Origin of the sequence: Isoptericola cucumis (genome assembly GCF_014635665.1) — a bacterium.
GTDB classification, from domain to species: domain Bacteria; phylum Actinomycetota; class Actinomycetes; order Actinomycetales; family Cellulomonadaceae; genus Isoptericola; species Isoptericola cucumis.
This window is the reverse complement of sequence record NZ_BMDG01000013.1, coordinates 150,276-170,846: the sequence shown is the minus strand read 5'-3', so window position 1 is coordinate 170,846 and position 20,571 is coordinate 150,276. Positions and strand designations below refer to the sequence as shown.

16 protein-coding genes and 3 tRNA genes are annotated in these 20,571 nt (G+C 72.2%); 5 read left to right on the top strand and 14 right to left on the bottom strand.

Annotated elements, in window-relative coordinates; genetic code table 11:
• Positions 1–658: 658 nt before the first annotated feature.
• From putP to IEW03_RS17600, 3 genes are all read right to left on the bottom strand, one after another.
• The gene (gene putP, locus IEW03_RS17610; RefSeq protein WP_188525006.1) at positions 659–2,170 is read right to left on the bottom strand and encodes a sodium/proline symporter PutP; all 1,512 of its coding nucleotides are present in this window, start codon (positions 2,168–2,170) and stop codon (positions 659–661) included.
• Positions 2,171–2,361: 191 nt separating this feature from the next.
• Positions 2,362–2,434: transfer RNA gene (locus IEW03_RS17605), tRNA-Arg, on the bottom strand.
• Between the two features lie 177 nt (positions 2,435–2,611).
• Positions 2,612–2,703, bottom strand: a tRNA-Ser gene (locus IEW03_RS17600).
• A gap of 117 nt (positions 2,704–2,820) precedes the next feature.
• On the opposite strand from IEW03_RS17600, the gene IEW03_RS17595 reads away from it, so the two are divergent.
• A complete protein-coding gene (locus IEW03_RS17595; protein WP_188525005.1) occupies positions 2,821–4,578 on the top strand; it encodes a GMC family oxidoreductase in 1,758 nt (585 codons plus the stop codon).
• A 48-nt stretch (positions 4,579–4,626) separates the two neighbouring features.
• Here the strand turns inward: IEW03_RS17595 and IEW03_RS17590 are convergent.
• From IEW03_RS17590 to IEW03_RS17570, 5 genes are all read right to left on the bottom strand, one after another.
• Positions 4,627–4,711: transfer RNA gene (locus IEW03_RS17590), tRNA-Ser, on the bottom strand.
• A 134-nt stretch (positions 4,712–4,845) separates the two neighbouring features.
• On the bottom strand, positions 4,846–5,385 hold the full coding sequence (locus IEW03_RS20510; RefSeq protein ID WP_229738405.1) for a GTP-binding protein: 540 nt from the start codon (positions 5,383–5,385) through the stop codon (positions 4,846–4,848).
• Between the two features lie 382 nt (positions 5,386–5,767).
• Positions 5,768–6,184 carry a DUF742 domain-containing protein gene (locus IEW03_RS17580; RefSeq protein ID WP_188525003.1) on the bottom strand — a complete coding sequence of 139 codons (417 nt, stop codon included), beginning with the start codon at positions 6,182–6,184 and terminating at the stop codon, positions 5,768–5,770.
• A 10-nt stretch (positions 6,185–6,194) separates the two neighbouring features.
• A complete protein-coding gene (locus IEW03_RS17575; RefSeq protein WP_188525002.1) occupies positions 6,195–6,644 on the bottom strand; it encodes a roadblock/LC7 domain-containing protein in 450 nt (149 codons plus the stop codon).
• Between the two features lie 34 nt (positions 6,645–6,678).
• Complete coding sequence (locus IEW03_RS17570; RefSeq protein ID WP_188525001.1) at positions 6,679–10,329, bottom strand: sensor histidine kinase; 3,651 nt, start codon at positions 10,327–10,329, stop codon at positions 6,679–6,681.
• A 111-nt stretch (positions 10,330–10,440) separates the two neighbouring features.
• Between IEW03_RS17570 and IEW03_RS17565 the strand changes: the two genes are divergently transcribed.
• Positions 10,441–11,487, top strand: coding sequence for an NAD(P)H-quinone oxidoreductase (locus IEW03_RS17565; RefSeq protein WP_308808246.1), 1,047 nt, complete (start codon positions 10,441–10,443; stop codon positions 11,485–11,487).
• Between the two features lie 79 nt (positions 11,488–11,566).
• On the top strand, positions 11,567–12,220 hold the full coding sequence (locus IEW03_RS17560; protein WP_229738401.1) for a bacterial proteasome activator family protein: 654 nt from the start codon (positions 11,567–11,569) through the stop codon (positions 12,218–12,220).
• A 28-nt stretch (positions 12,221–12,248) separates the two neighbouring features.
• Here the strand turns inward: IEW03_RS17560 and IEW03_RS17555 are convergent, their stop codons facing one another.
• Complete coding sequence (locus IEW03_RS17555; RefSeq protein WP_229738400.1) at positions 12,249–13,121, bottom strand: EamA family transporter; 873 nt, start codon at positions 13,119–13,121, stop codon at positions 12,249–12,251.
• A gap of 203 nt (positions 13,122–13,324) precedes the next feature.
• On the opposite strand from IEW03_RS17555, the gene IEW03_RS17550 reads away from it, so the two are divergent.
• On the top strand, positions 13,325–13,765 hold the full coding sequence (locus IEW03_RS17550) for a DUF805 domain-containing protein (protein WP_188524999.1): 441 nt from the start codon (positions 13,325–13,327) through the stop codon (positions 13,763–13,765).
• Between the two features lie 109 nt (positions 13,766–13,874).
• Here the strand turns inward: IEW03_RS17550 and IEW03_RS17545 are convergent, their stop codons facing one another.
• The 3 genes from IEW03_RS17545 to IEW03_RS17535 all read right to left on the bottom strand — a co-directional run bounded on the left by IEW03_RS17545 (position 13,875) and on the right by IEW03_RS17535 (position 17,295).
• Positions 13,875–14,822, bottom strand: coding sequence for a carbohydrate ABC transporter permease (locus IEW03_RS17545; RefSeq protein WP_188524998.1), 948 nt, complete (start codon positions 14,820–14,822; stop codon positions 13,875–13,877).
• Complete coding sequence (locus tag IEW03_RS17540) at positions 14,819–15,808, bottom strand: carbohydrate ABC transporter permease (protein ID WP_188524997.1); 990 nt, start codon at positions 15,806–15,808, stop codon at positions 14,819–14,821. The genes IEW03_RS17545 and IEW03_RS17540 overlap by 4 nt, the downstream gene beginning before the upstream one ends.
• Before the next feature lie 89 nt (positions 15,809–15,897).
• A complete protein-coding gene (locus tag IEW03_RS17535) occupies positions 15,898–17,295 on the bottom strand; it encodes an ABC transporter substrate-binding protein (protein WP_188524996.1) in 1,398 nt (465 codons plus the stop codon).
• 228 nt (positions 17,296–17,523) lie between these two features.
• Here IEW03_RS17535 and map point away from each other — a divergent pair, with 228 nt between their 5' ends.
• A complete protein-coding gene (map, locus tag IEW03_RS17530) occupies positions 17,524–18,303 on the top strand; it encodes a type I methionyl aminopeptidase (protein WP_188524995.1) in 780 nt (259 codons plus the stop codon).
• 76 nt (positions 18,304–18,379) lie between these two features.
• On the opposite strand, the gene IEW03_RS17525 is transcribed toward map, so the two are convergent.
• Both IEW03_RS17525 and serS read right to left on the bottom strand, forming a co-directional pair.
• Positions 18,380–19,234, bottom strand: coding sequence for an HAD family hydrolase (locus IEW03_RS17525; RefSeq protein WP_188524994.1), 855 nt, complete (start codon positions 19,232–19,234; stop codon positions 18,380–18,382).
• Positions 19,231–20,502: a serine--tRNA ligase gene (gene serS, locus IEW03_RS17520; protein ID WP_188524993.1), complete on the bottom strand. Its 1,272-nt coding sequence runs from the start codon at positions 20,500–20,502 to the stop codon at positions 19,231–19,233. The genes IEW03_RS17525 and serS overlap by 4 nt, the downstream gene beginning before the upstream one ends.
• Positions 20,503–20,571 lie beyond the last annotated feature (69 nt).

The window sequence follows — 20,571 nt, the reverse complement described above, 5'->3', positions numbered from 1 at the left end:
CGCCGCCAGCGTTCGTCCTGAGCCAGGATCAAACTCTCCGTAAAAGAGAGAAAACACCACGAACCACAAAGGCCCGCAGCATTCAACAATACCTGGCCAGACCAAAACAAACTAGCTAGTTCATTCAGTCCGATCCAAAGGAACCAAAAGGTTCAAAAATACTTGGCATTGACTATCAAGCACACTGTTGAGTTCTCAAACAACCGACACACACCATCAGCACCAGAACCTCAGTCCCAGCCCTCCGGGGCAACCCCTCAAACTTAGCAGATCCTTTTCTTCTTCTCAATTCGCCCTGATCCGGAGGATCGGGGCTCCTTGACGCGAAGGAATCCTAAAGTACCCACCGTTCGAGGCGCAGACATCTACCTCGAACTTGAGAGTGTGGATTTCAGTCCCGGCCCGGCCACCGGTACCCAGCCTCTCGGCTGTCTCCTCGGTGTCCGTCGGCCCGTCGGGCTGACGTCAGAGAACATTACCCACGTCCTGACCAGAACGCAACGTCGCCCGACGTGGCGCGCGACACGTCGTCGGCGAGTTCGCTCGCAGGCCCGGAATTCGGCGGCTGGGGGCTCCTGGGGAACGCCCGAGGGCGGCCCCGACCGTGATCGGGACCGCCCTCGGGCGTTGCCGGCCGCGCCTGGGCGCGCGGGCGAGGTCAGGCCGTCGCCGTCTCCGGCTCGGGCTTCTCGCCGGCGGCGAGCCGCCGGGCGAGCTCGAACTCCTCGAGCACCGCCGCGTCCGGCTTCGGCGTCAGGAGGCTGACCACCACGGCGACGACCAGCCCGCTGAGGAAGCCCGGCACGATCTCGTACAGGGTGTCCGCGAGTCCGGACCGCCCCCACGTGAACGCGACCACCGCGCCCACGACCATGCCCGACAGCGCGCCCCAGCGCGTGAGTCGTCGCCAGTACAGGCTCAGGATCACGAGCGGGCCGAACGCGGAGCCGAACCCGGCCCAGGCGAAGCCGACGAGGTCCAGGATCGTCGCCGTGCGGTCGAGAGCGATGAGGCCCGCGACCAGGGCCACGATGAGCACCCCGGCGCGGCCCAGCATGACCTCGGCCCGGTTGCTCATCGTCCTGCCCGTCATCTTGACGAGGTCCTCGACGAGAGCCGACGACGAGACGATCAGCTGCGAGGAGATGGTCGACATGATCGCCGCGAGGACGGCGGCGAGGACGAGCCCCGCCACCAGCGGGTGGAACAGCATCTGCGCGAGCACCAGGAAGACGGTCTCCGGGTTGTCGAGATCCAGCCGCCCCGCGGACGCGTACGCGACGCCGATGAGCCCGGTCATGACCGCCCCGAGGCTCGTGACGATCATCCAGCTGATCCCGATCCGGCGGCCGACCTTGGCGTCCTGCGGGCTGCGCAGCGCCATGAAACGCACGATGATGTGCGGCTGGCCGAAGTACCCGAGCCCCCAGGCGACCGCGGAGATCACGCCCGTGGCCGAGGCCCCTGCGAGGAACGACAGGTGGTTGACCGCCTCGCTCGTGTCCGCCGCGAGGATCCCGTCGCGCACCGCGCCCCAGCCGCCCAGGTCGATGAGCGCCATCACCGGCACCGCGACGAGGGCGGCGAGCATGAGCAGTCCCTGCGCGACGTCGGTCCACGTCGCACCCAGGAAGCCGCCGAAGAGGGTGTAGGCGAGCGTCACGCCGGCCACGACGAGCAGGCCCGTGAGGTAGCTGAACCCGAACGAGCTCTCGAAGAACGTGCCGCCGGCCACCATGCCCGACGAGACGTAGAAGGTGAAGAACACCAGCACGACGGCACCGGCGACGATGCGCAGCAGGTGCGCCGGGTCGCGCAGGCGGTTGTCGAAGAAGCTCGGGACGGTGATCGAGTTGTTCGCGACCTCGGTGTACGCCCGCAGCCGGGGCGCGACGAACTTCCAGTTCAGCCAGGCGCCGATCGTCAGGCCGATCGCGATCCAGGCCTCGACCAACCCGGACAGGTAGATCGCGCCCGGGAGCCCCATGAGCAGCCAGCCCGACATGTCGGAGGCGCCCGCGCTCAGCGCGGCCACGCCGGGGCTCAGCCGGCGACCGCCCAGCATGTAGTCGTCGAGGTCGGACGTGCGGCGGTAGGCGGCGTAGCCGATGGACAGCATCGCCACGAAGTAGGCGACGATCGCGATCGTCTGCCAGGTCTGATCGCTCATGCGATCGGTCACCCTCTCGGTCGTGTGGTGCAGCGTCTGGCGCCGTCGGCGCCGACCGCCGCGTGATGCACGACGGACCGGGGCCAGGTCAGAGCCATGGTCGGCGTTGACCTCGCTGCTGTGCCACCCCGTGGGTCCAGGAAAAGACGAACGGCCCGATCCCGAGAGGATCGAGCCGTCATCGTAGTACGTGCGCCCGGAGGGATTCGAACCCCCAACCTTCTGATCCGTAGTCAGATGCTCTATCCGTTGAGCTACGGGCGCAGTCCCGGTCGGCGCTCGCGCACCGGCCGACGAGAACATTACCGCCCCGGCGGCGGCTGACCAAACCGAGCACGCGCTTCGTGATGCACGACACCGCGAACCCCTCCGGCAGGTTCCGCAACCTCGCCGGGAGCCGGCAACAGAAAAGGCCCCGGGCGTCGAGCACCGGAGCCTTCCTGGCGGAGACGGCGGGATTTGAACCCGCGAACGGGTTGCCCCGTTACCACCTTAGCAGGGTGGCGCACTAGACCAGACTATGCGACGTCTCCTCGCGGCGGGCACCAGAACAGCCTCGCCGCGGCGCCCAGAGTAACCGCCCACGGCACTCCGGGGCAAAGCCGCGGCGTGGCGCCCCGCGCGCCCCCGAACCGCTAGCGTCGTGGCCCATGGTGAACGACGACGATCACGACGACCGCGACGACTACGACGTCGTGGTGGTGGGCTCCGGCTTCGGCGGCAGCGTCGCCGCGCTGCGGCTCACGGAGAAGGGCTACCGGGTGGGCGTCCTCGAGGCGGGCAGGCGGTTCGCCGACGACGAGCTGCCCCGCACCTCGTGGGACCTGCGGCGGTTCCTCTGGGCCCCCGCACTCGGCTGCTTCGGCATCCAGCGCATCCACCGGCTCCGGGACGTGCTCGTCCTGGCCGGGGCAGGGGTGGGGGGCGGCTCCCTCGTGTATGCCAACACGCTCTACCGCCCCTCGGGCCCGTTCTGGAAGGACCCCGCCTGGGCGCACATCACCGACTGGGAGGTGGAGCTCGCCCCGTACTACGACCAGGCGGAACGCATGCTCGGTGCCGTGACCTACACCCGCACGACGCCCGCCGACGAGGTGATGCAGGACGTCGCCGCACGGCTCGGCGTCGCCGACACGTACCGACGCGTGCGCGTCGGCGTCTACCTCGGTGACGATGCCGGGTCCGGGTCGTCGCCGGGCAGGAAGGGCTCCGTCCCGGACCCGTTCTTCGGCGGCGCGGGACCGGACCGCAGCCCGTGCCTCGACTGCGGGGCCTGCATGACCGGGTGCCGTCACAACGCGAAGAACACGCTCGTGAAGAACTACCTGCACCTCGCCGAGCGGGCCGGAGCCAAGGTCCACCCGCTCACCACGGTCACGGCCGTCCGCCCCGCTGCCGGCGGTGGCTACGAGGTCCGCACGCGCACGACGGGGCGACCGTGGGGCAGGCGGCGCACGTTCCGGGCCCGGCAGGTCGTCCTCGCGGCCGGGACGCTCGGCACCCAGCGGCTCCTGCACGCGATGCGCGACACCGGCACCCTGCCGCACCTGTCCGACCGCCTGGGTCACCTGACCCGCACCAACTCCGAGGCGCTGCTCGGCGCCATGCGCCCGGTGCGTCGCGGCGACGTGGGCGAGCCGGACTACAGCGAGGGCGTCGCCATCACGTCCTCCTTCTACCCGGACGAGCACACGCACGTCGAGCCCGTGCGCTACGGCCGCGGGTCCAACGCCATGGGCCTGCTGCAGACGGTGCTCGTCGACGGCGTCGGACCGGGTGAAGGACCGCGGTGGCGCCGCTGGCTCGGCGAGCTGTGGCGTCAGCGAGGACAGCTCAAGGCCCTCTACGACCTGCGGGGCTGGTCCCAGCGGACGGTCATCGCGCTGGTGATGCAGAGCCACGACAACTCGCTGACGACGTTCTCCCCCCGGGGCGTGCTCGGGCGCCGGCTGACGTCACGGCAGGGCACCGGGGCGCCGAATCCCACGTGGATCCCGTCCGCCCACGAGACCGTCCGCGCCATGGCCGAACGGATGGACGGCATCGCCGGAGGCACCGTCGGCGACCCGTTCGACGTCCCGATGACGGCACACATCCTCGGGGGCTGCGCCATCGGGGCCACGCCCGAGGACGGCGTCGTCGACCCGTACCTGCGCGTGCACGGGCACCCCGGGCTGCACGTGCTCGACGGCTCGGCCGTGACCGCGAACCTGGGGGTCAACCCGTCCCTGACCATCACCGCTCAGGCCGAGCGGGCCTGCGCGCTGTGGCCGAACCAGGGCGAGGACGACCCCCGGCCGGCACCCGGCCGGCCGTACGAGGTCGTCGCCCCGCGGTCCCCGGTGCGTCCGGCGGTCCCGGCAGCGGCCCCGGGTGCGCTGCGGCTGCCCATCGTCGAGATCCGCTGAGACGACGACGCCCCCGGCGACCGACGTCGCCGGGGGCGTCCTCCCGGGCGGAGGGCGAGGGATTCGAACCCCCGGTGCATTGCTGCACAACGGTTTTCAAGACCGTCACATTAGGCCGCTCTGTCAGCCCTCCTCAGGTCGGCCTGCAGGCGGCCGTCCGGCTCAGCAGTCTAGCCGCCGGCCCGTGCCCCCGGGCGCGGAGACGACGACGACGGCGGCCCCGGATCCCGGGACCGCCGTCGTCACCGCCTCGCGCGGGAGTCGTCGTCAGGCCGCGCCGCCACGCAGCTGGCGCATGGCGAGCTGCACGAGGGCGATGAGCGTCTGCTTCGTCGCAGCACGGGACCGCGCGTCCGTGTACAGCATCGGCACGTGGGCCGGGACCTGCAGGGCCTCGCGCACGTCCTCGAGGCGGTGCTTGGCGACGCCGTCGAAGCAGTTCACCCCGACCACGAACGGGATCCCCCGCGACTCGAAGTAGTCGATCGCCGGGAAGCACTGCTCGAGACGGTCGGTGTCCACGAGCACGACGGCGCCGATCGCGCCGCGCGCCAGGTCGTCCCACATGAAGAGGAAGCGGTCCTGGCCCGGAGTGCCGAAGAGGTACAGCCACAGGTTGCCCGGCAGCGCCACACGGCCGAAGTCCATCGCCACGGTGGTGGTCGTCTTGCGGTCCGAGACCCCGCCGGCATCGTCGACGCCGACCGAGTGCTCGGTCATCGCGGCCTCGGTGTTCAGCGGGTCGACGTCCGAGATCGACCCGATGAACGTGGTCTTGCCGACGGCGAACCCGCCGGCGACGACGATCTTCGTGACCGTGGGGGCGGCCGGCTGGCCGGCGGGCTTCGTGGCCGGCTGCGGGGCCGACCCCGCCCCGGGCGCCGTCGCGATCGGCTGCTGGGACTGCTGCGTCGGGACGGGCTGCGCGACCGGGCGAGGGGCCGCGGCCGGCTGCGCCGACGCGCCCGGCACCGACGTCACCGGGCCGGACGACGCGGACGCGACGGGCCGCGGGGCCGGAGCATCGGTCGCCGTGTTCCGCCCGCCGCCCAGCACGCTCTGCCGCGGCGGGTTCCCGCCCGCCGCCGGGGCGGGCGCGCCGGCCGCGGGTGCGCCCACGGCACCGACGGTCTGCGAGACCGGGGCCCACGCGGGGGACATGCCCCCGGACGCACCGCGCGTCGCGCTGTCAGAGGGCGGAAATGCCATTGAGAACACTCTCCAAGACGCTCAGGGACAGACCCGAGTGGGAACTGCCGTGCCCCGTGTGGACGTTGACCGGGGTCGAGGTGTGCACGGTGATGTGCCCCTCCTCCTGCATGTCCGCGACCAGGATGCGGACGACGCCGAGGGGCAGGCGCAGCAGCGCGGAGAGCTCCGCGATCGAGACGTACGTGTGCGCGGCGTGCTGCAGGATCGCCCGCTTCTCGGGGGTGAGGCCGACACTGTTGACCGCTCCCGGCATGACCTCGACCAGGGCCTCGAGCGGCAGGTCGGACAGCGCCGAGCGGACGCGGCCACCGGTGACCGCGTAGGGACGCACCGTGGAAGCCTCGTAGCCGTCCGCGGAGTGCGCGCCCAGGGAACCGAACGGTGCGTGCGTCATCGTCTGTCACTCATCCCATCTGCGCAGAGCGCGACGAGCCGTCGACGGGCAGGTTGCCACGCATCTCGGAGATGAGCTGCGGGGTGAGCGTCGCCTCGGTCCGCGAGACGAGCAGCGCCATCTCGTAGCCGATCAGCCCGATGTCGCACGACGACTCCGCGACCACGGCGAGCACCGAGCCGTTGGAGACGTTCATGAGGAACAGGAACCCGTTGTCCATCTCGATGACGGCCTGACGGACGTTGCCGGCGTCGAGCTGACGCGCGGCACCGCGGGTGAGGCTCGACATGCCGGAGACGATCGCGGCCAGCTGGTCACCGCTCGTGCGGTCCAGCTGGTCCGACATCGCCATGAGCAGACCGTCGGCCGAGACCACGAGGGTGTGGCGGCTGCCGGGAACCGTCCGCACGAAGTTGTCGAGAAGCCACCCGAAGTTGGTCGCTTCAGTACTGAGGGTCACGCTTCCTCCTCGTCAGGTACGCCGAAGGCGCAGGTCACCGCTGCTGCGGAGACGATCCAGGGACATCATTCACGGTCGGGGCGGGTTGCGTCGAGGCCTGTACGGCGCCAGCGTCGTTTCGGCCGCGGCTCGTCGCCGACTGGAACGCCGAGAGCCGCGCCCGCAGCTGCTCCGGGTCCCGGTCGATGCGAGCCGTGAACCGCTCGGCCGACGCGCTCGCCTCGCCGCTGCGGGTGCGACGGGCGAGCCCGCCCGCCGCGTCGGGCGCGACGGCGGCCGGCCGGTAGGTCTGCTCGTCGTTCGTCGAAGTCACGTTCCCTTCCTGGAAGACACCGCGCTGCAGCAGCGTGGACATCTCCTCGTACAGGACGGCCGACGCCATCCACTCGGACCGTGCCTCGACCGTGTCGGGCACGTAGTGCGGGTCGAGGGGGTCGCCACCTGCGGCCTCCGTGGAGCGCAGCGGGAGCACCGAGCCGCCGTAGGACGTCGACGCCCGCTGGGTGTCGTCCGTGGGCTCCGCCTGGGGCGGGGCCACGGGGGCGGGCGCCTCGTGCGCGGTCGGCATCGGCGGGCGGTACGCCTCCTGGGCGGGGGCGGGCTCCGGGGCCGCGGGCGGCGTCGCGGGGCTCGCGGGCGCCGACCAGGGTGTCGCGCCCGCGGGCTCCGCGGACGTGGGCGTGGCGCTGCCCGACTCGGTCGACGGCTTGCGCCCGAACAGCCCGCGCTTGCGGCCGCTGCCCGACGCCTCCTTCGCGCCCCGGCGTCCGGGCAGGTCCGCGATGAGGTCCTCGAACGCGGGCAGGCTCTCGTACTGGCCCTGCCCGGGCTCGGTGGCCTCGGCCGCGGGCACGGCAGGTGCGACGGGTGCGGCCGGTGCGGCCGGTGCGGCGGGAGCCTGCGGCGGGCGCTCGGCCCAGGCGGGCTCGGGAGCACGTCGCTCGGGGGCGGGCGCCGGTGCCGGGGCCGGCTCGGCCGGCTGCTGCGGCGCCCACGCGACCGGCTCGGCGGCCTCGCGGACGGGCTGCGGCTCCCGGGGCGCCGGGGTCTCGGGCACCGGCAGCGCGGCCGGTGCCGGCATCGGGACCTCGGTCACGGCGGGCGCCGGGGCCTCGGCCCGCGGCTCGTCGGCGAGCGGCGCGATGGCGTCCGGCAGTGCCGCGGGGTCCTCCGTGATCGCGTCCAGCTGCAGGGTGCTGTCCGTGTCGGACGTGTCGAGGGCGTCCATCGACCGGAAGCCCGAGAACAGGCCGGCGCGCTGCTCGACGTTCAGCACCGGGGCGGACGGGGCCTCCGGCTCGGAGATCGGGACGGGCGCCGACTCCGGCCGGGCACGGTGCCGGCTCGGGAGCGTGCCCGCCGAGCTCTCGGCGACCGCGCTCGGCGGGCGCCAGGCGTCCGTCGTCGTCTCGTCCGCGAGATCGGGCAGGGTGGGCGCCTCGAGGGGCGGCAGGACGATCGGGCCCGTGTCGGGCCGCTCGCTGCGGGAGTCGCCGGCGACCGAGCGACGACGACGCGGCATGCCGACCGACGTCGTGCCGTCGGTCAGCGAGTCGAGGTCCACGGGCACCGCGGCCGGAGGCTCCGGCTCGACGACCCCGCTGAAGGTCCCGGTGGGCGTGTACGCCGAGCCGGACGGCTGCGGCTCAGCGACGGGTGCCACCGTCGGTGCGCCTGCCGCCGGCAGGACGGCGGGCGTCTGCGTCGTCGGTGCGTCCTGCTCCGGGTACTGCTCGGCCGGGTACTGCTCGGCCGGGTACTGCTCGGCGGCGGGCGTGTGACCGTTCGAGAGGCCCGCGACCGCGGCCTGGGTGTCCGCCTGCAGCGGGTCGGTCGGCTGCGGCAGCGGGAGCGCGTCGTCGGGCAGGAACAGCATCGACGGGAAGACGACGGTCGCCTCGGTGCCGGTGCCCGACGGGCCCGTGCCGAAGACCACGGTGGCGCCGAGGCGCCCGGCGAGCCGGCCGACCACGTAGAGGCCGAGGCGCTGGGCGCCCACGGCGTCCGACGCGGCCGTCAGACCGACCTTGACGTTCGCCTCGGTGAGCTCCTCGGGGCTCATGCCCAGGCCGTGGTCGCGCACGGTGACCACGACGCCGCGCTCGTCGCGCGTCGTGGTCACCTCGACCGGAGTGTGCGGCTCCGAGAACATCGTCGCGTTCTCGAGCAGCTCGGCCAGGAGGTGCGCGGCGTTGAGCGCGTTGTGCCCGAGCATGTGCGGGTCGACGGTGAGGTTCAGCCGCACCCGGTCGTACAGCTCGATCTCGGACGACGCCGTCCGGACGACGTCGGACACGGGCATCGGGTTGCGCACGCGGCGCCCGGAGTCGATCCCCGCGAGGACCAGGAGCGACTCGGCGTTGCGGCGCATCCGGGTGGCCAGGTGGTCGAGCCGGAAGAGGTTCGACAGCGTCGAGGGGTCCTCCTCGGACCGCTCGAGCTCGTCGAGGAACGCCAGCTGGCGGTTGAGGAGCACCTGGTCACGACGCGCCACGTTGACGAACATCTCCGCGATGGAGCCACGGAGGGCCGCCTGCTCGCGCGCCACGACCATCGTGGTCTCGTTCACCTCGTTGAACGAGGCCGCCAGGCGTCCGATCTCGTCGCTGGACTCGACGGGGACCTGGACGAGGTCCACCGCGGGTGCCTGGCCCGGGACCGCCATCTGCTCCACCATCTGCGGCAGGCGGTCGCGCACCTCGGCCGTGGCGACGGTGAGGCGTCGCAGCGGCTCGACGATGCGGCGCGCGATGACCAGCGCCAGCAGGAACGAGATGAGCACGACGCCGAACGCCGCCGCACCCGTCAGGAGCGCCGTGCGCTGCTCCTCGCTCGCCTTGTCCGCCGAGTACTCGACGGTCATGTCACGGACCTCGTCGCGGACGGGCTGCGTGTCGTCGACCCAGCCCTGCGAAAGGTCGTTCCACTGACCGGCGAGCTCGGGGTCGATGCCCGAGAAGTTCAGGTAGCGCAGCTGGAGGCGCATCTGGTCGAGCTCGTCGGAGAACTCCGGCACCTCGATGTCGCCCGGCAGGAGGTCGAGCCGATCCTGCGCGTCGCTGCGCAGCGAGTTCGTGGCCTGCAGGGCCGTGACCATGCGGTTCATCAGGTCGGGGCTCGGGTTGCCGTCCTGCGCGTCGGCCAGGGCGGCCGCGACGATCGGTCGCTCCAGGGTGTTGGCCAGCATGGCCTGGTCCATCGCGACGTACGCGTTGATGCGCTGGGCGAGGCCCGGGTCCTCGGCGCTCTGCGAGACCGAGCGGGGCACGTCGAGCGCACGCTCGATGAGGTCGGTGTACTGCGCGGTCGCCCGCTCCTCGGTGATCTGACCCGAGGTCACCTTGCGCTGCAGCTCGTCGATGACCTTCCGGTCCTCGAGGGTGCGGTCGACCGCGTTCTGCACGTTGGTCGTCAGGACCGACGTGTCGAGCAGCTCGAGCCGCTCGTCACGCTCGTCGAGCGACCTGTCGGTCTCCGACTGGCTCTCGACGAGGGCGTCCCGGGCGTCCGGGAGGCCCATCGAGGCCGCCAGGTTCAGACCACGCTCCTGGGCGAAGGCGGTACCCGCCGAGTCCTGGAGCTCGAGCGAGTCCATGAGAGCCGCCGTCTGCTCCGCCTTGCGGTTCTCCTGCAGCGACTGCCAGGTGATCCAGCTGGCCGTGAGGGCCAGGACGAAGATCGGCACGGCGAGTGTCGCAAGGATCTTCCCGCGAACGCCCAACCTGCGGAGCATCTGAACCTCTCTCCATCCCTGTTCGAACAGGGTTCGTCGGCGGTCGCCGCGTACCCCGGTGAGGTGCCATCACGTCCGGCACCGTCCCACGCGCCCGGGGCAGCTCTGGGCGCACGGGTAGGCTCCATCGGTGTGCGAGCGGTCACGATATCGGCACCGGGCGGTCCAGCGAAACTCACCCCATCCCACGTAAACCTAGAGAAACCGGGCGTCGGGCACGTCCTGATCGACGTGGCGGCGGCCGGGATCAACCGGGCTGACCTGCTGCAACGGTCCGGACACTACCCTGCTCCAGCCGGTGCTCCCGAATGGCCGGGTCTGGAGATCTCGGGTACCGTCCGCGGCCTCGGCCCCGGGGTGACCACCTGCGCCGTCGGCGACGAGGTCGTGGCGCTGCTCGAGGGCGGCGGGTACGCGGAGCAGGTCGTGGTCCGCGCCACGCAGGTGCTGCCCGCGCCGCAGGGCGTCGACCTCGTCGACGCGGCCGCGCTGCCGGAGGCGGTGGCGACCGCCTGGACCAACCTCGTCGACACGGCCCGGCTGCGCGCCGGCGACCACCTGCTCGTGCAGGGCGGGTCGGGCGGGGTCGGCAGCGTCGCGGTGCAGCTCGCCGCCGCGCTCGGCGCCCACGTCGTCGCCACCGCCGGCGGCCCGGAGCGCGTCGCCCGCTGCCTGGAGCTGGGGGCCGAGGTCGCCGTCGACCACCGCACCGACGACGTGGTCGAGGCCGTGCGTGCCGCCACCGACGGGCGCGGGGCCGACGTCGTGCTCGACGTGCTGGGCGCCGGCGGCCTGCGCGACAACGTGCGGGCGCTCGCCCCCGGCGGGCGGCTCGTCGTCATCGGCCTGCAGAAGGGCGCCCGCGGGGAGGTCGACCTCGGTGCGCTCATGGCCAAGCGCGCCTGGGTGACGGGGACGCTGCTGCGGGTGCGCACCCCGCAGGAGAAGGCCGACATCCTCGCCGCCGTCCGCGAGCACGTCTGGCCGATGGTGGCCGACGGGCGGCTGCGGCCCGTGGTGCACGCCCGGCTGCCGCTCGACGACGCCGCCCGCGCGCACGAGCTGATGGAGTCGGGCGAGGTGTTCGGCAAGGTGCTGCTGGTGCCCTGACCTCGACGCCGTCCAGGCGGGTCGCCACCGGCGACGCCCGCCGTCGCCGGTGGCGGCCCTCTGGGCCAGACTGGGAGGCATGAGCGGCAGCGACCCGAACGACCGCAGCGACGAGACGACGAGCCCGACGGGAGGCCCGCGCGTGGTGCTGCCCGACGGGAGCGACGCCCCGGCGCGTCGCGGCACGGCCGCCGCGGACGAGCCCCGGCCGGACGACCTGCCGCACGGGGAGCCGGACGACGAGCCGGGCGAGGAGACCTCGCGGATCGAGGAGCCGGCCAAGGTCATGCGCATCGGTGCCATGATCAAGCGGCTGCTCGACGAGGTCCGGGACGCCCCGCTCGACGACGCGGCCCGCACGCGGCTGGCCGAGATCCACGAGCGGTCCCTCGCAGAGCTCGAGGACGGCCTCTCCCCCGACCTCGTCGAGGAGCTGCACCGCATCGCGCTCCCGTTCTCCGACGACGCCGCCCCCTCGGACGCGGAGCTCCGGGTCGCGCAGGCGCAGCTCGTGGGGTGGCTCGAGGGCCTCTTCCACGGGATCCAGACCGCGCTGGTCGCCCAGCAGATGGCCGCCCAGGCCCAGCTGTCGCAGATGCGCCGCGCCCTGCCCCCGGGCGCGCACCCGGCGCCCTTCGGGCCGGGCGGCCCGGGCGGGCAGGGCGGCCCGCCGTCGGGCCACGGGCACGAGCGGCCCGAGGACGGCCGCCCGTCACCGGGTCAGTACCTGTAGCCCCGCACGACCGGCCGAGGCCGGACGATCAGGTCCGCGCCGTCATCACGATCGCGCCCGAGACCAGCGCCAGCCCGACGATCTCGGGCCAGGTCGGCAGCTGGCGCAGGACGACCGCGCCGACGACGGCGGCCGTGGCGGGCAGCAGCGCGAGGAGGACCGCGAACGTCGCCGTCCCCAGCCGGCGCAGCACCACCTGGTCGAGCACGTAGGGCACCACCGACGAGCAGACGGCGACGACCAGCAGGAACAGCAGCAGGCCCGGGTCGACGACGACCTCCGGCACCGAGGCGCCGAAGAACGGTGCGAAGACGAGCGCCCCCACGGCCATGCCCACCGCGAGCCCGTCGACGCCGGAGCCCGCCCCGGCGACCCGCTTGCCGAGCACGACGTAGCCGGCCCAGAAGGCCGCGGCGGCGAGTGCCGCCGCGAGCCCGATCAGCACGTCCTCGCGCGGCAGGCCGGAGTCGAGCGTGACCCCGGCGAGGAGGACGACGCCGCCGCCCGCGACGAGGATGGCCGCCCGCTCGCGCCAGCCGCGGCCGGTGACGGCCGCGACCACCACCGGGCCGAGGAACTCCATCGCGACGACGACCCCCAGCGGCAGATGACCGATGGCGATGTAGAAGGCGATGTTCATCGCGGCGAGGACGACACCGAACATCCCCGCGCCGACGAGCTCGCGGCGCCCCGGCCGGCGGCGCCAGGGCCGGCGCCACGCCAGGAGCACGACCGCGGCGAGCACGATGCGCCACCAGCCCACCGCCGGGGCCCCCAGCTGCGCGAACAGCCCGACCGCGACGGCCGCGCCGGCGTACTGCGTGAGCCCGGAGACGACGAACAGGGCCGGAGCCGGGACCCGGTCCAGGCCCGTGGCGGGGCGAGCGGTGGGGATCGGCACCACGGGAGCATACGGGCGCTGCGCCGGGGCGTCGCCCCAGCGTCCGGGCCGAGGGTCGGCCCTCACGGACGCCTGGGAAAAACATGAAGGAAGTGTGATGGGATCCTGGACGCCATGTGCCGGAGGCCCTACGCTCTGGCGCGGCGCCGACCGGCGCCACCCTGCGACGTCGCCGACGTCTCGACCGATGAGGTAGCCACCCGATGTCACTCCCGGACGCAGTCAAGTCCGTCCTGTCCCAGTACGCCTCGTTCTCGGGGCGCGCGCGCCGCTCCGAGTACTGGTTCTGGGCCCTGTCCTTCCTGATCCTCGAGATCGTGCTGCTGATCCCGCTGGGCATCGTCATGGCCCAGTCGGTCGACCCCGAGACGATGACCTACGGCGCCGGCGCCTCCGTCGCCTACGGCATCTTCTCCCTGGTCATGCTGGCGCTCGTCCTGCCGACGCTCGCCGTGACGGTCCGCCGCCTCCACGACCAGGACAAGTCCGGGTTCTTCTGGTTCATGGGGCTCATCCCGGTCGCGGGCCCGATCATCATGCTGGTCTTCATGGCGTCCGACGGCACGCCTGGGCCGAACCGCTTCGGGCCCAGCCCCAAGGCCGTGGACGCCCCCGCCGTCCCCGCGCCGCAGCCGGCGGTCTGACGCACCACCCCGCTCGACGACGGCGGCCCGGGCAGCGTGCCCGGGCCGCCGTCGTCGTCTCGGCGCGTGCTCGGCGCATGGTCGGCTCGCGTCGGCTCGTGCGCCGGGCTCAGCCCTTGACCGCGCCGGCGAGCATGCCGCGCACGAAGTAGCGCTGCAGCGCGATGAACACGATCAGCGGCACGATCATCGAGATGAACGCGCCGGCGGTGAGGATGTGCCAGTCGCCGCCGCGCGAGCCGGCCATCTCCGCCACGGCCACCGTCAGGGGCCGGTACGGGGTGTCGGTGAAGGTCAGGCCGACGAGCAGGTCGTTCCACACCCACAGGAACTGGAAGATCCCGAACGACGCGATCGCCGGCACCAGCAGCGGGAAGAGCACCCGGAAGAAGATCTTCACGTGCCCGGCGCCGTCGACGCGCGCGGCCTCGACCAGCGACGGCGGGATGTCCTTCATGAAGTTGTGCAGCAGGAAGATCGCCAGCGGCAGCGCGAAGATCGAGTGCGACAACCAGACGGTCCAGAAGGTGCCGTTCACGCCGGCGTCGACGTAGTCCGACAGCAGCGGGACGAGCGCCACCTGCAGCGGCACCACCTGCAGCGAGAACACGGCGACGAACAGGAAGTTGCGCCCGGGGAACTTGATCCAGGCGAACGCGTACGCCGCGAGCAGCGCCAGCGTGATCGGGATGAGCACGCCCGGGATGGTGATGACGAACGAGTTGACGAAGAACGTCGACAGGTCGTTGCTGTTCCCGTACAGCGCCTCGTTGTAGTTGTCCATCGTGAACTCGGCGTTGCCGGTGAAGACCGTCCACCAGCCGCTGCGCCGGATGTCGCTCTCGGGCCGGAACGACGTCACGAACAGGCCGATGGACGGGATCGTCCACAGGAGGGCGATGACGATCGCGACGCCGGACGCCCACGGCGAGCTCAGCCGCCCCTTGGTGGCGATGGCGCGCTTCTCGAGCCGGGAGAGCTTGCGCGGTGCACCGCGGGCGTCGTCGTCGACCGCCGTACCCGCGACGGACTGGCCCGGGGTGGGGGTGGTGGTCATCGGATCTCCTCCGACTTGCGCATCTGCCGCACGTTGTACGCGATGATCGGGATCACCAGCACGAACAGGACCACGGCGAGCGCCGCCGCCAGCCCCTGGTTCCCCTGGCGGAACGCCTGCGTGTAGAACTCGTTGGCCACCACCTGGGTGCCGAACTGACCGCCTGTCATCGTCCGCACGATGTCGAACGCCTTGAGCGTGCCCATCGCGATCGTCGTGAGGACGACGACCAGTGCGGGCCGGATGCTGGGCACCGTGATGTAGCGGAACATCCCGAAGCCGTGCAGCCCGTCGAGGCGGGCCGCCTCCGTGATGTCGTCCGGGATCGCCTTGATCGCCGCCGACAGCACCGTCATCGCGAACCCGGTCTGGATCCAGATCATCACCACGATGAGGAACCCGGAGTTCCAGGGCTGCCCGATGAGGAACTGCTGGGGTGGGATGCCCAGCCACACCAGCAGCTGGTTGAGCAGGCCGATCTGGTTGACGCCCGGCTGGTCGGGGCGGAACTCGTAGACGAACTTCCAGATGATCGACGCGCCCACCATCGAGATCGCCATCGGCACGAAGACGAGCGCCTTGGCGAGCTTCTCGAAGCGGGTGCGGTCGACCAGCACGGCGTACGCCAGGCCGATGATCGTGCTCAGCAGCGGGGCGAGGATCACCCACGCCGCGGTGACGAGCAGGACCTTCTGGAACTGCCCCTCGGTGAACGCCCGCAGGTAGTTGTCGAAGCCGATGAACTCCGAGCCGGTGCGGTCGAAGAAGGACTGCCACAGCGTGATCAGCCCGGGCCGCACCAGGCCGTACGCGAGGAACGCGAGCGGCACACCCACGAACCCGAGGGCGACCACCCACGCGGGGACCCGCTTGGGACGGTCCACGGCGAACAGGATCACGCCCATCACCACGACGAACACGGCGACCGCGACGAGCATCACCGCGAACTTCTCGACCGCGCTGCCGGGTTCCAGCAACCAGGTCATCGACGACCTCCTCCGAGAGTCAGGAACACCTCAGGTCCGTCCGGGCGCGCCGGCCGCGTGGCTCGGGGCGCCCGGACGGACCTGTCGCGTCACTTCGGCCAGTTGTTCTCGACCTGCGTGGTGACCTCTTCGGTCGTGGCTCCCGTCAGCCAGTTGACGATGGCGGTCCAGAACGAGCCGGCACCGACCTCGCCGGGCATCAGGTCCGAGCCGTCGAACGCCTGGTAGGAGTTCGGGTCGTTGAGCTGCTCCACGACGAACTTGTCGAACTCCGTCGACAGGTTCTCCGGGTCCAGCCCGCTGTTCGCGCTCACCCAGCCGCCGTCGGGCGTGTTGAGCGCCTTCTGGTTGGCCCAGTCCGCGCTCGAGAGGTAGGTCTGGAAGGCCTGCACCTCGGGCCGGTCGGCGAACGCGGCGACGAACTCGCCGCCCACGAGCATCGGCTTGACGTCGGTCTGGTCGGTGGGCAGGTAGAAGGCGAAGACGTCGCCGTCCTCGGAGACCTCCGTGCCCTCCGGCCACTGCGTCTGGTAGAAGTTCGCGGCGCGGTGCATCCAGCAGGTGCCGTCGAGGATCGGCGTGCCGGCGTCCGTCCACGACTGGGTGGCGATGGAGTCCACGCCGCCCAGGCCCGCGTTCACGAAGTCCGGGTTCTTGAGGATCTCGCCGGCCGCGTCCCACGCCTCGACGTACTGCGGGTCGTTGAACGGCTTGGCGTGGCTGTACCACTGCTCGTAGGCCTCACCGTCCGTGGTGCGCAGCACCACGTCCTCGATGAAGTCCGTGCCCGGCCAGCCGGTGGCGTCGCCGGACTCGACGCCGGCGCACCACACGGGCCCGCCGGTGTCGCTGCGGATCTGCTCGGTGAGGTCCATCATCTCGGTCCACGTCTGCGGGATCTCGTAGCCCGCGTCGGCGAACGCCTGCGGCGAGTACCAGACGAACGACTTGGCGTTCGCGCCGAGGGGCGCCGCGTAGAACGTGTCGTCGACCGTGCCGTAGCCCTTCCACGTCTCGCTGAAGAACTCGTCCACGTTGGCCGCCGTCGCGTCGGGCGCGGGCTTGATGACGTCCGGGTAGTCGTTGACGATCGTGTTGAGCAGGCCCGGCTGCGGCAGGTACGCGATGTCGGGCGCGTTGCCCGCCTTGATGCGCACCTGGAGCTGCGCCTCGAACTCGCGCGACCCCTCGTACTCGACGGTGACGCCCGTGCACTCCTCGAAGGCGTCGTAGGAGTCCTCCTGGGACTTCTGCTCGGGCTCGACGATCGAGGTGTAGACGGTGACCGTCTTGCCCTCGAGGTCGCCGAACTCGTCGTAGGCGGCGCAGTCGATCTCCGCGGAGGAGGCGGTCGTCTCGCCGCCCTCCTCCGCGACGCCGCCCTCGCCGTCAGGGTCGCTGCACGCGGCGAGCACGAGCGCGAGGCCCGCACCGCCCGCTGCCAGCACCAGCGCGCGTCGCCGCGCGGCCGTCGTTCGTCTGGTCATGCCAAGCTCCTCCACTGCGTCGTGGTCCGGCCGATCGCCGGCAGGGCGTCAGCCGTCGGACCCATGGCCCCCATGGCACGGATCCTTCCTCCTCCCAGAGTCGACCGCACCTGGACCCCCCGGTGCAAGTTCCGGCAACTCGTTTCATGGTCACGACTCGATGACGATCCGTGACACCCTTGGAGCAGCAACGCCCTTGTCACGCCCTACGCCACCGGAAGGACCGCCATGATCGAGCTGAGGAGCCCGCGCGAGATCGAGGAGATGCGCCCCGCGGGACGCTTCGTCGCCGACGTGCTCACCGCCGTGCGCGACGCCGCGGGCGTCGGGGTGAACCTGCTCGAGCTGGACGCGCTGGCCCACCGGATGATCAAGGACCGCGGCGCCGAGTCCTGCTACATCGACTACCACCCGTCCTTCGGCGCGATGCCGTTCGGCAAGGTCATCTGCACCTCGGTCAACGACGCGGTCCTGCACGGCCTGCCCCACGACTACGTCCTGCGCGACGGCGACCTGCTGAGCATCGACTTCGCCGCGTCCGTCGACGGCTGGGTGTCCGACTCCGCGGTCTCCTTCGTCGTCGGCGGCTCGCCGACCCCGGAGCGTGCCGCGGGCGACGCGAAGCTCATCCGCACCACCGAGGAGGCCCTGGCGGCCGGCATCGCCGCCGCGCAGCCCGGCAGGAAGACCGGCGACATCTCCGCCGCCATCGCCGCCGTCGCGCGCGACGCCGGCTACTCGATCAACACCGACTTCGGCGGCCACGGCGTCGGGCGCACCATGCACGGCGACCCGCACATCCCCAACGACGGTCGCGCCGGGCGCGGGTTCCCGCTGCGGCCCGGGCTCGTCATCGCCGTCGAGCCCTGGTTCCTCGAGACCACGGACGAGATCTACACCGACCCCGACGGCTGGACGCTCCGGTCCGCCGACGGCTCCCGCGGCGCGCACAGCGAGCACACCATCGCCATCACCGCCGACGGCCCGCTCGTCCTCACGGCCCGCTGACACGCCGCTGACCCGTCACGCACGGGTGCGGTGGTGCGGGCCCCCGGACCACCGCACCCGTCAGGACAGTGAGCGGTCAGGGCAGGGAGCGCAGGACGGCGACGGCGCCGTCCTCGTCGATGCTCCCGGTGACCTCGTCGGCCGCGCCGCGCACGACGTCGTCCGCGTGGCCCATCGCGACGCCGCGCGCCGCCCACCGCAGCATGTCGACGTCGTTGTGCCCGTCGCCGACGGCGACCGTGGCACCCGGGTCGACGCCGAGGCGCTCGCGCAGCCGCTCCAGCGCCGACGCCTTCGTGACGCCGCGGGGCGCGACGTCCATCCACGCCGTCCACCCGACCGCGTAGGTGACGTCGTCCAGCCCGATCCGGGCCGCCATCGCGCTGAACTGGTCGGGCGTGTGCTCCGGGCTGCGGACGATGACGCGGGTCACCTCCCTCGCCCAGAGCTGGTCGAAGTCGACGACCTGGTGCTCGCCGTCCAGCTCGCCGTCGGGGAACAGGGCGTTGAGCCGGAAGCCCACCCCGATGTCCTCGACGGCGAACCGTGCACCCGGCAGCTCGTCGCGCAGCAGGCGCAACGCCGGCTCGGGGTCGAACGTGCGCACCTGGTCGAGCTCCCAGCCCCGCGGCAGGGCCGGGTCGAGCCGCACCGTCACCGCGCCGTTGGAGCACACCATCCAGCCCGACGTGATGCCCAGCAGCTCGGCGACGGGCGTCATCGCGGTGAGCGACCGGCCCGAGGCGAGCACCACGTGGTGCCCGGACGCCTGCGCCGCCGCCGCCGCGTGCTGCACGTCGGCGGAGAGCACGCCGTCGTGCGTCAGCAGCGTGCCGTCGATGTCCAGGCCGACGAGATGGCTCTCCGCCGGCCCGGCCGGCGCGGGCTCGACCCGGGACCCGGCCGCCGAGGGCTCGACCGCGCTGCTCATGCGACCGGCTCGAGCACCTCGAGCCCGCCGAGGTACGGGCGCAGCCCCTCGGGGACGCGCACCGAGCTGTCGGCCTGCTGGTGGTTCTCCAGGATCGCCACGATCCAGCGCGTGGTGCCGAGCGTGCCGTTCAGCGTCGCGACGGGGCGGGTGGTGCCGTCCGCCGTGCGCTCGCGCACCGCCAGCCGGCGGGCCTGGAACGTGGTGCAGTTCGACGTCGACGTGAGCTCGAGGAAGCGCTCCTGCGTGGGCAGCCAGGCCTCGCAGTCGAACTTCCGCGCGGCCGACGTGCCCAGGTCGCCCGCCGCGGTGTCGATCACCCGGTACGGCAGCTCGACCTTCGCGAGCATCGCCTCCTCCCACGCCAGCAGTCGCTGGTGCTCGGCCGCCGCCTCCTCGGGAGGGCAGTAGCTGAACATCTCGACCTTGTGGAACTGGTGGACGCGGATGATGCCGCGCACGTCCTTGCCGTGCGAGCCCGCCTCGCGCCGGTAGCAGGCGCTCCAGCCCGCGTACCGCCGGGGTCCGTCCGAGAGGTCGATGATCTCGTCGGCGTGGTAGCCCGCGAGCGCCACCTCCGACGTGCCCACCAGGTACTGGTCGTCCTTCTCCAGGTGGTAGACCTCGTCCGCGTGGCTGCCGAGGAAGCCCGTGCCGCGCATGGTGTCCGGCTTGACGAGCGTCGGCGTGATCATGGGTGTGAAGCCCGCGGCGACCGCCTGGTCCATGGCCGCGTTCAGCAGCGCGAGCTCGAGCCGCGCGCCGATCCCGGTGAGGAAGTAGAACCGGGCGCCGGACACCTTCGCGCCCCGGGCCATGTCGATGGCGCGCAGGCCCTCGCCGAGCTCGAGGTGGTCGCGGGGCGCGAAGCCCTCGGCGGCGAAGTCGCGGATGGTGCCCTCGTGTCGCAGCACCTCGAAGTCCTCCTCGCCGCCGGCGGGCGCGCCGTCGACGACGTTCGGGATGCGGTAGAGCAGCCCGTCGACCTCGCGCTCGGCCTGGGCCGCGTCGGACTGGCGGGCCTTGACCTGCTCCGCGAGGTGCTTCGTGCGCGTCAGCAGCTCGGCCTTCTCGTCGCCGGAGGCCTGCGCCACCTGCTTGCCCAGCGCCTTCTGCTCGGCGCGCAGCGTCTCGTAGTCCGTGAGGGACGAACGGCGGCGGGCGTCGGCGTCGAGCGCCGCGTCGACGAGGGCGGGGTCGTCGCCGCGGGCCTGCTGGCTCGCGCGGACGACGTCGGGGTTGTCGCGCAGGAGGCGGAGATCGATCACGCCCGCCAGCCTAACCGCCGGGCCCCGCGGCGCCGCGCGAATTCCGGCGCCGGCGGCGACCCGGCGGCG

Bases quoted from the DNA above. Each gene is read 5' to 3' on its own strand.
- IEW03_RS17535 (WP_188524996.1), bottom strand. From the start codon at position 17,295: ATGACCAGACGAACGACGGCCGCGCGGCGACGCGCGCTGGTGCTGGCA.
- IEW03_RS17560 (WP_229738401.1), top strand. From the start codon at position 11,567: ATGAGCGGCAGCGACCCGAACGACCGCAGCGACGAGACGACGAGCCCG.
- IEW03_RS17525 (WP_188524994.1), bottom strand. From the start codon at position 19,234: ATGAGCAGCGCGGTCGAGCCCTCGGCGGCCGGGTCCCGGGTCGAGCCC.
- IEW03_RS17540 (WP_188524997.1), bottom strand. From the start codon at position 15,808: ATGACCTGGTTGCTGGAACCCGGCAGCGCGGTCGAGAAGTTCGCGGTG.
- IEW03_RS17550 (WP_188524999.1), top strand. From the start codon at position 13,325: ATGTCACTCCCGGACGCAGTCAAGTCCGTCCTGTCCCAGTACGCCTCG.
- putP (WP_188525006.1), bottom strand. From the start codon at position 2,170: ATGAGCGATCAGACCTGGCAGACGATCGCGATCGTCGCCTACTTCGTG.
- IEW03_RS17595 (WP_188525005.1), top strand. From the start codon at position 2,821: ATGGTGAACGACGACGATCACGACGACCGCGACGACTACGACGTCGTG.
- map (WP_188524995.1), top strand. From the start codon at position 17,524: ATGATCGAGCTGAGGAGCCCGCGCGAGATCGAGGAGATGCGCCCCGCG.
- IEW03_RS17545 (WP_188524998.1), bottom strand. From the start codon at position 14,822: ATGACCACCACCCCCACCCCGGGCCAGTCCGTCGCGGGTACGGCGGTC.
- IEW03_RS17580 (WP_188525003.1), bottom strand. From the start codon at position 6,184: ATGACGCACGCACCGTTCGGTTCCCTGGGCGCGCACTCCGCGGACGGC.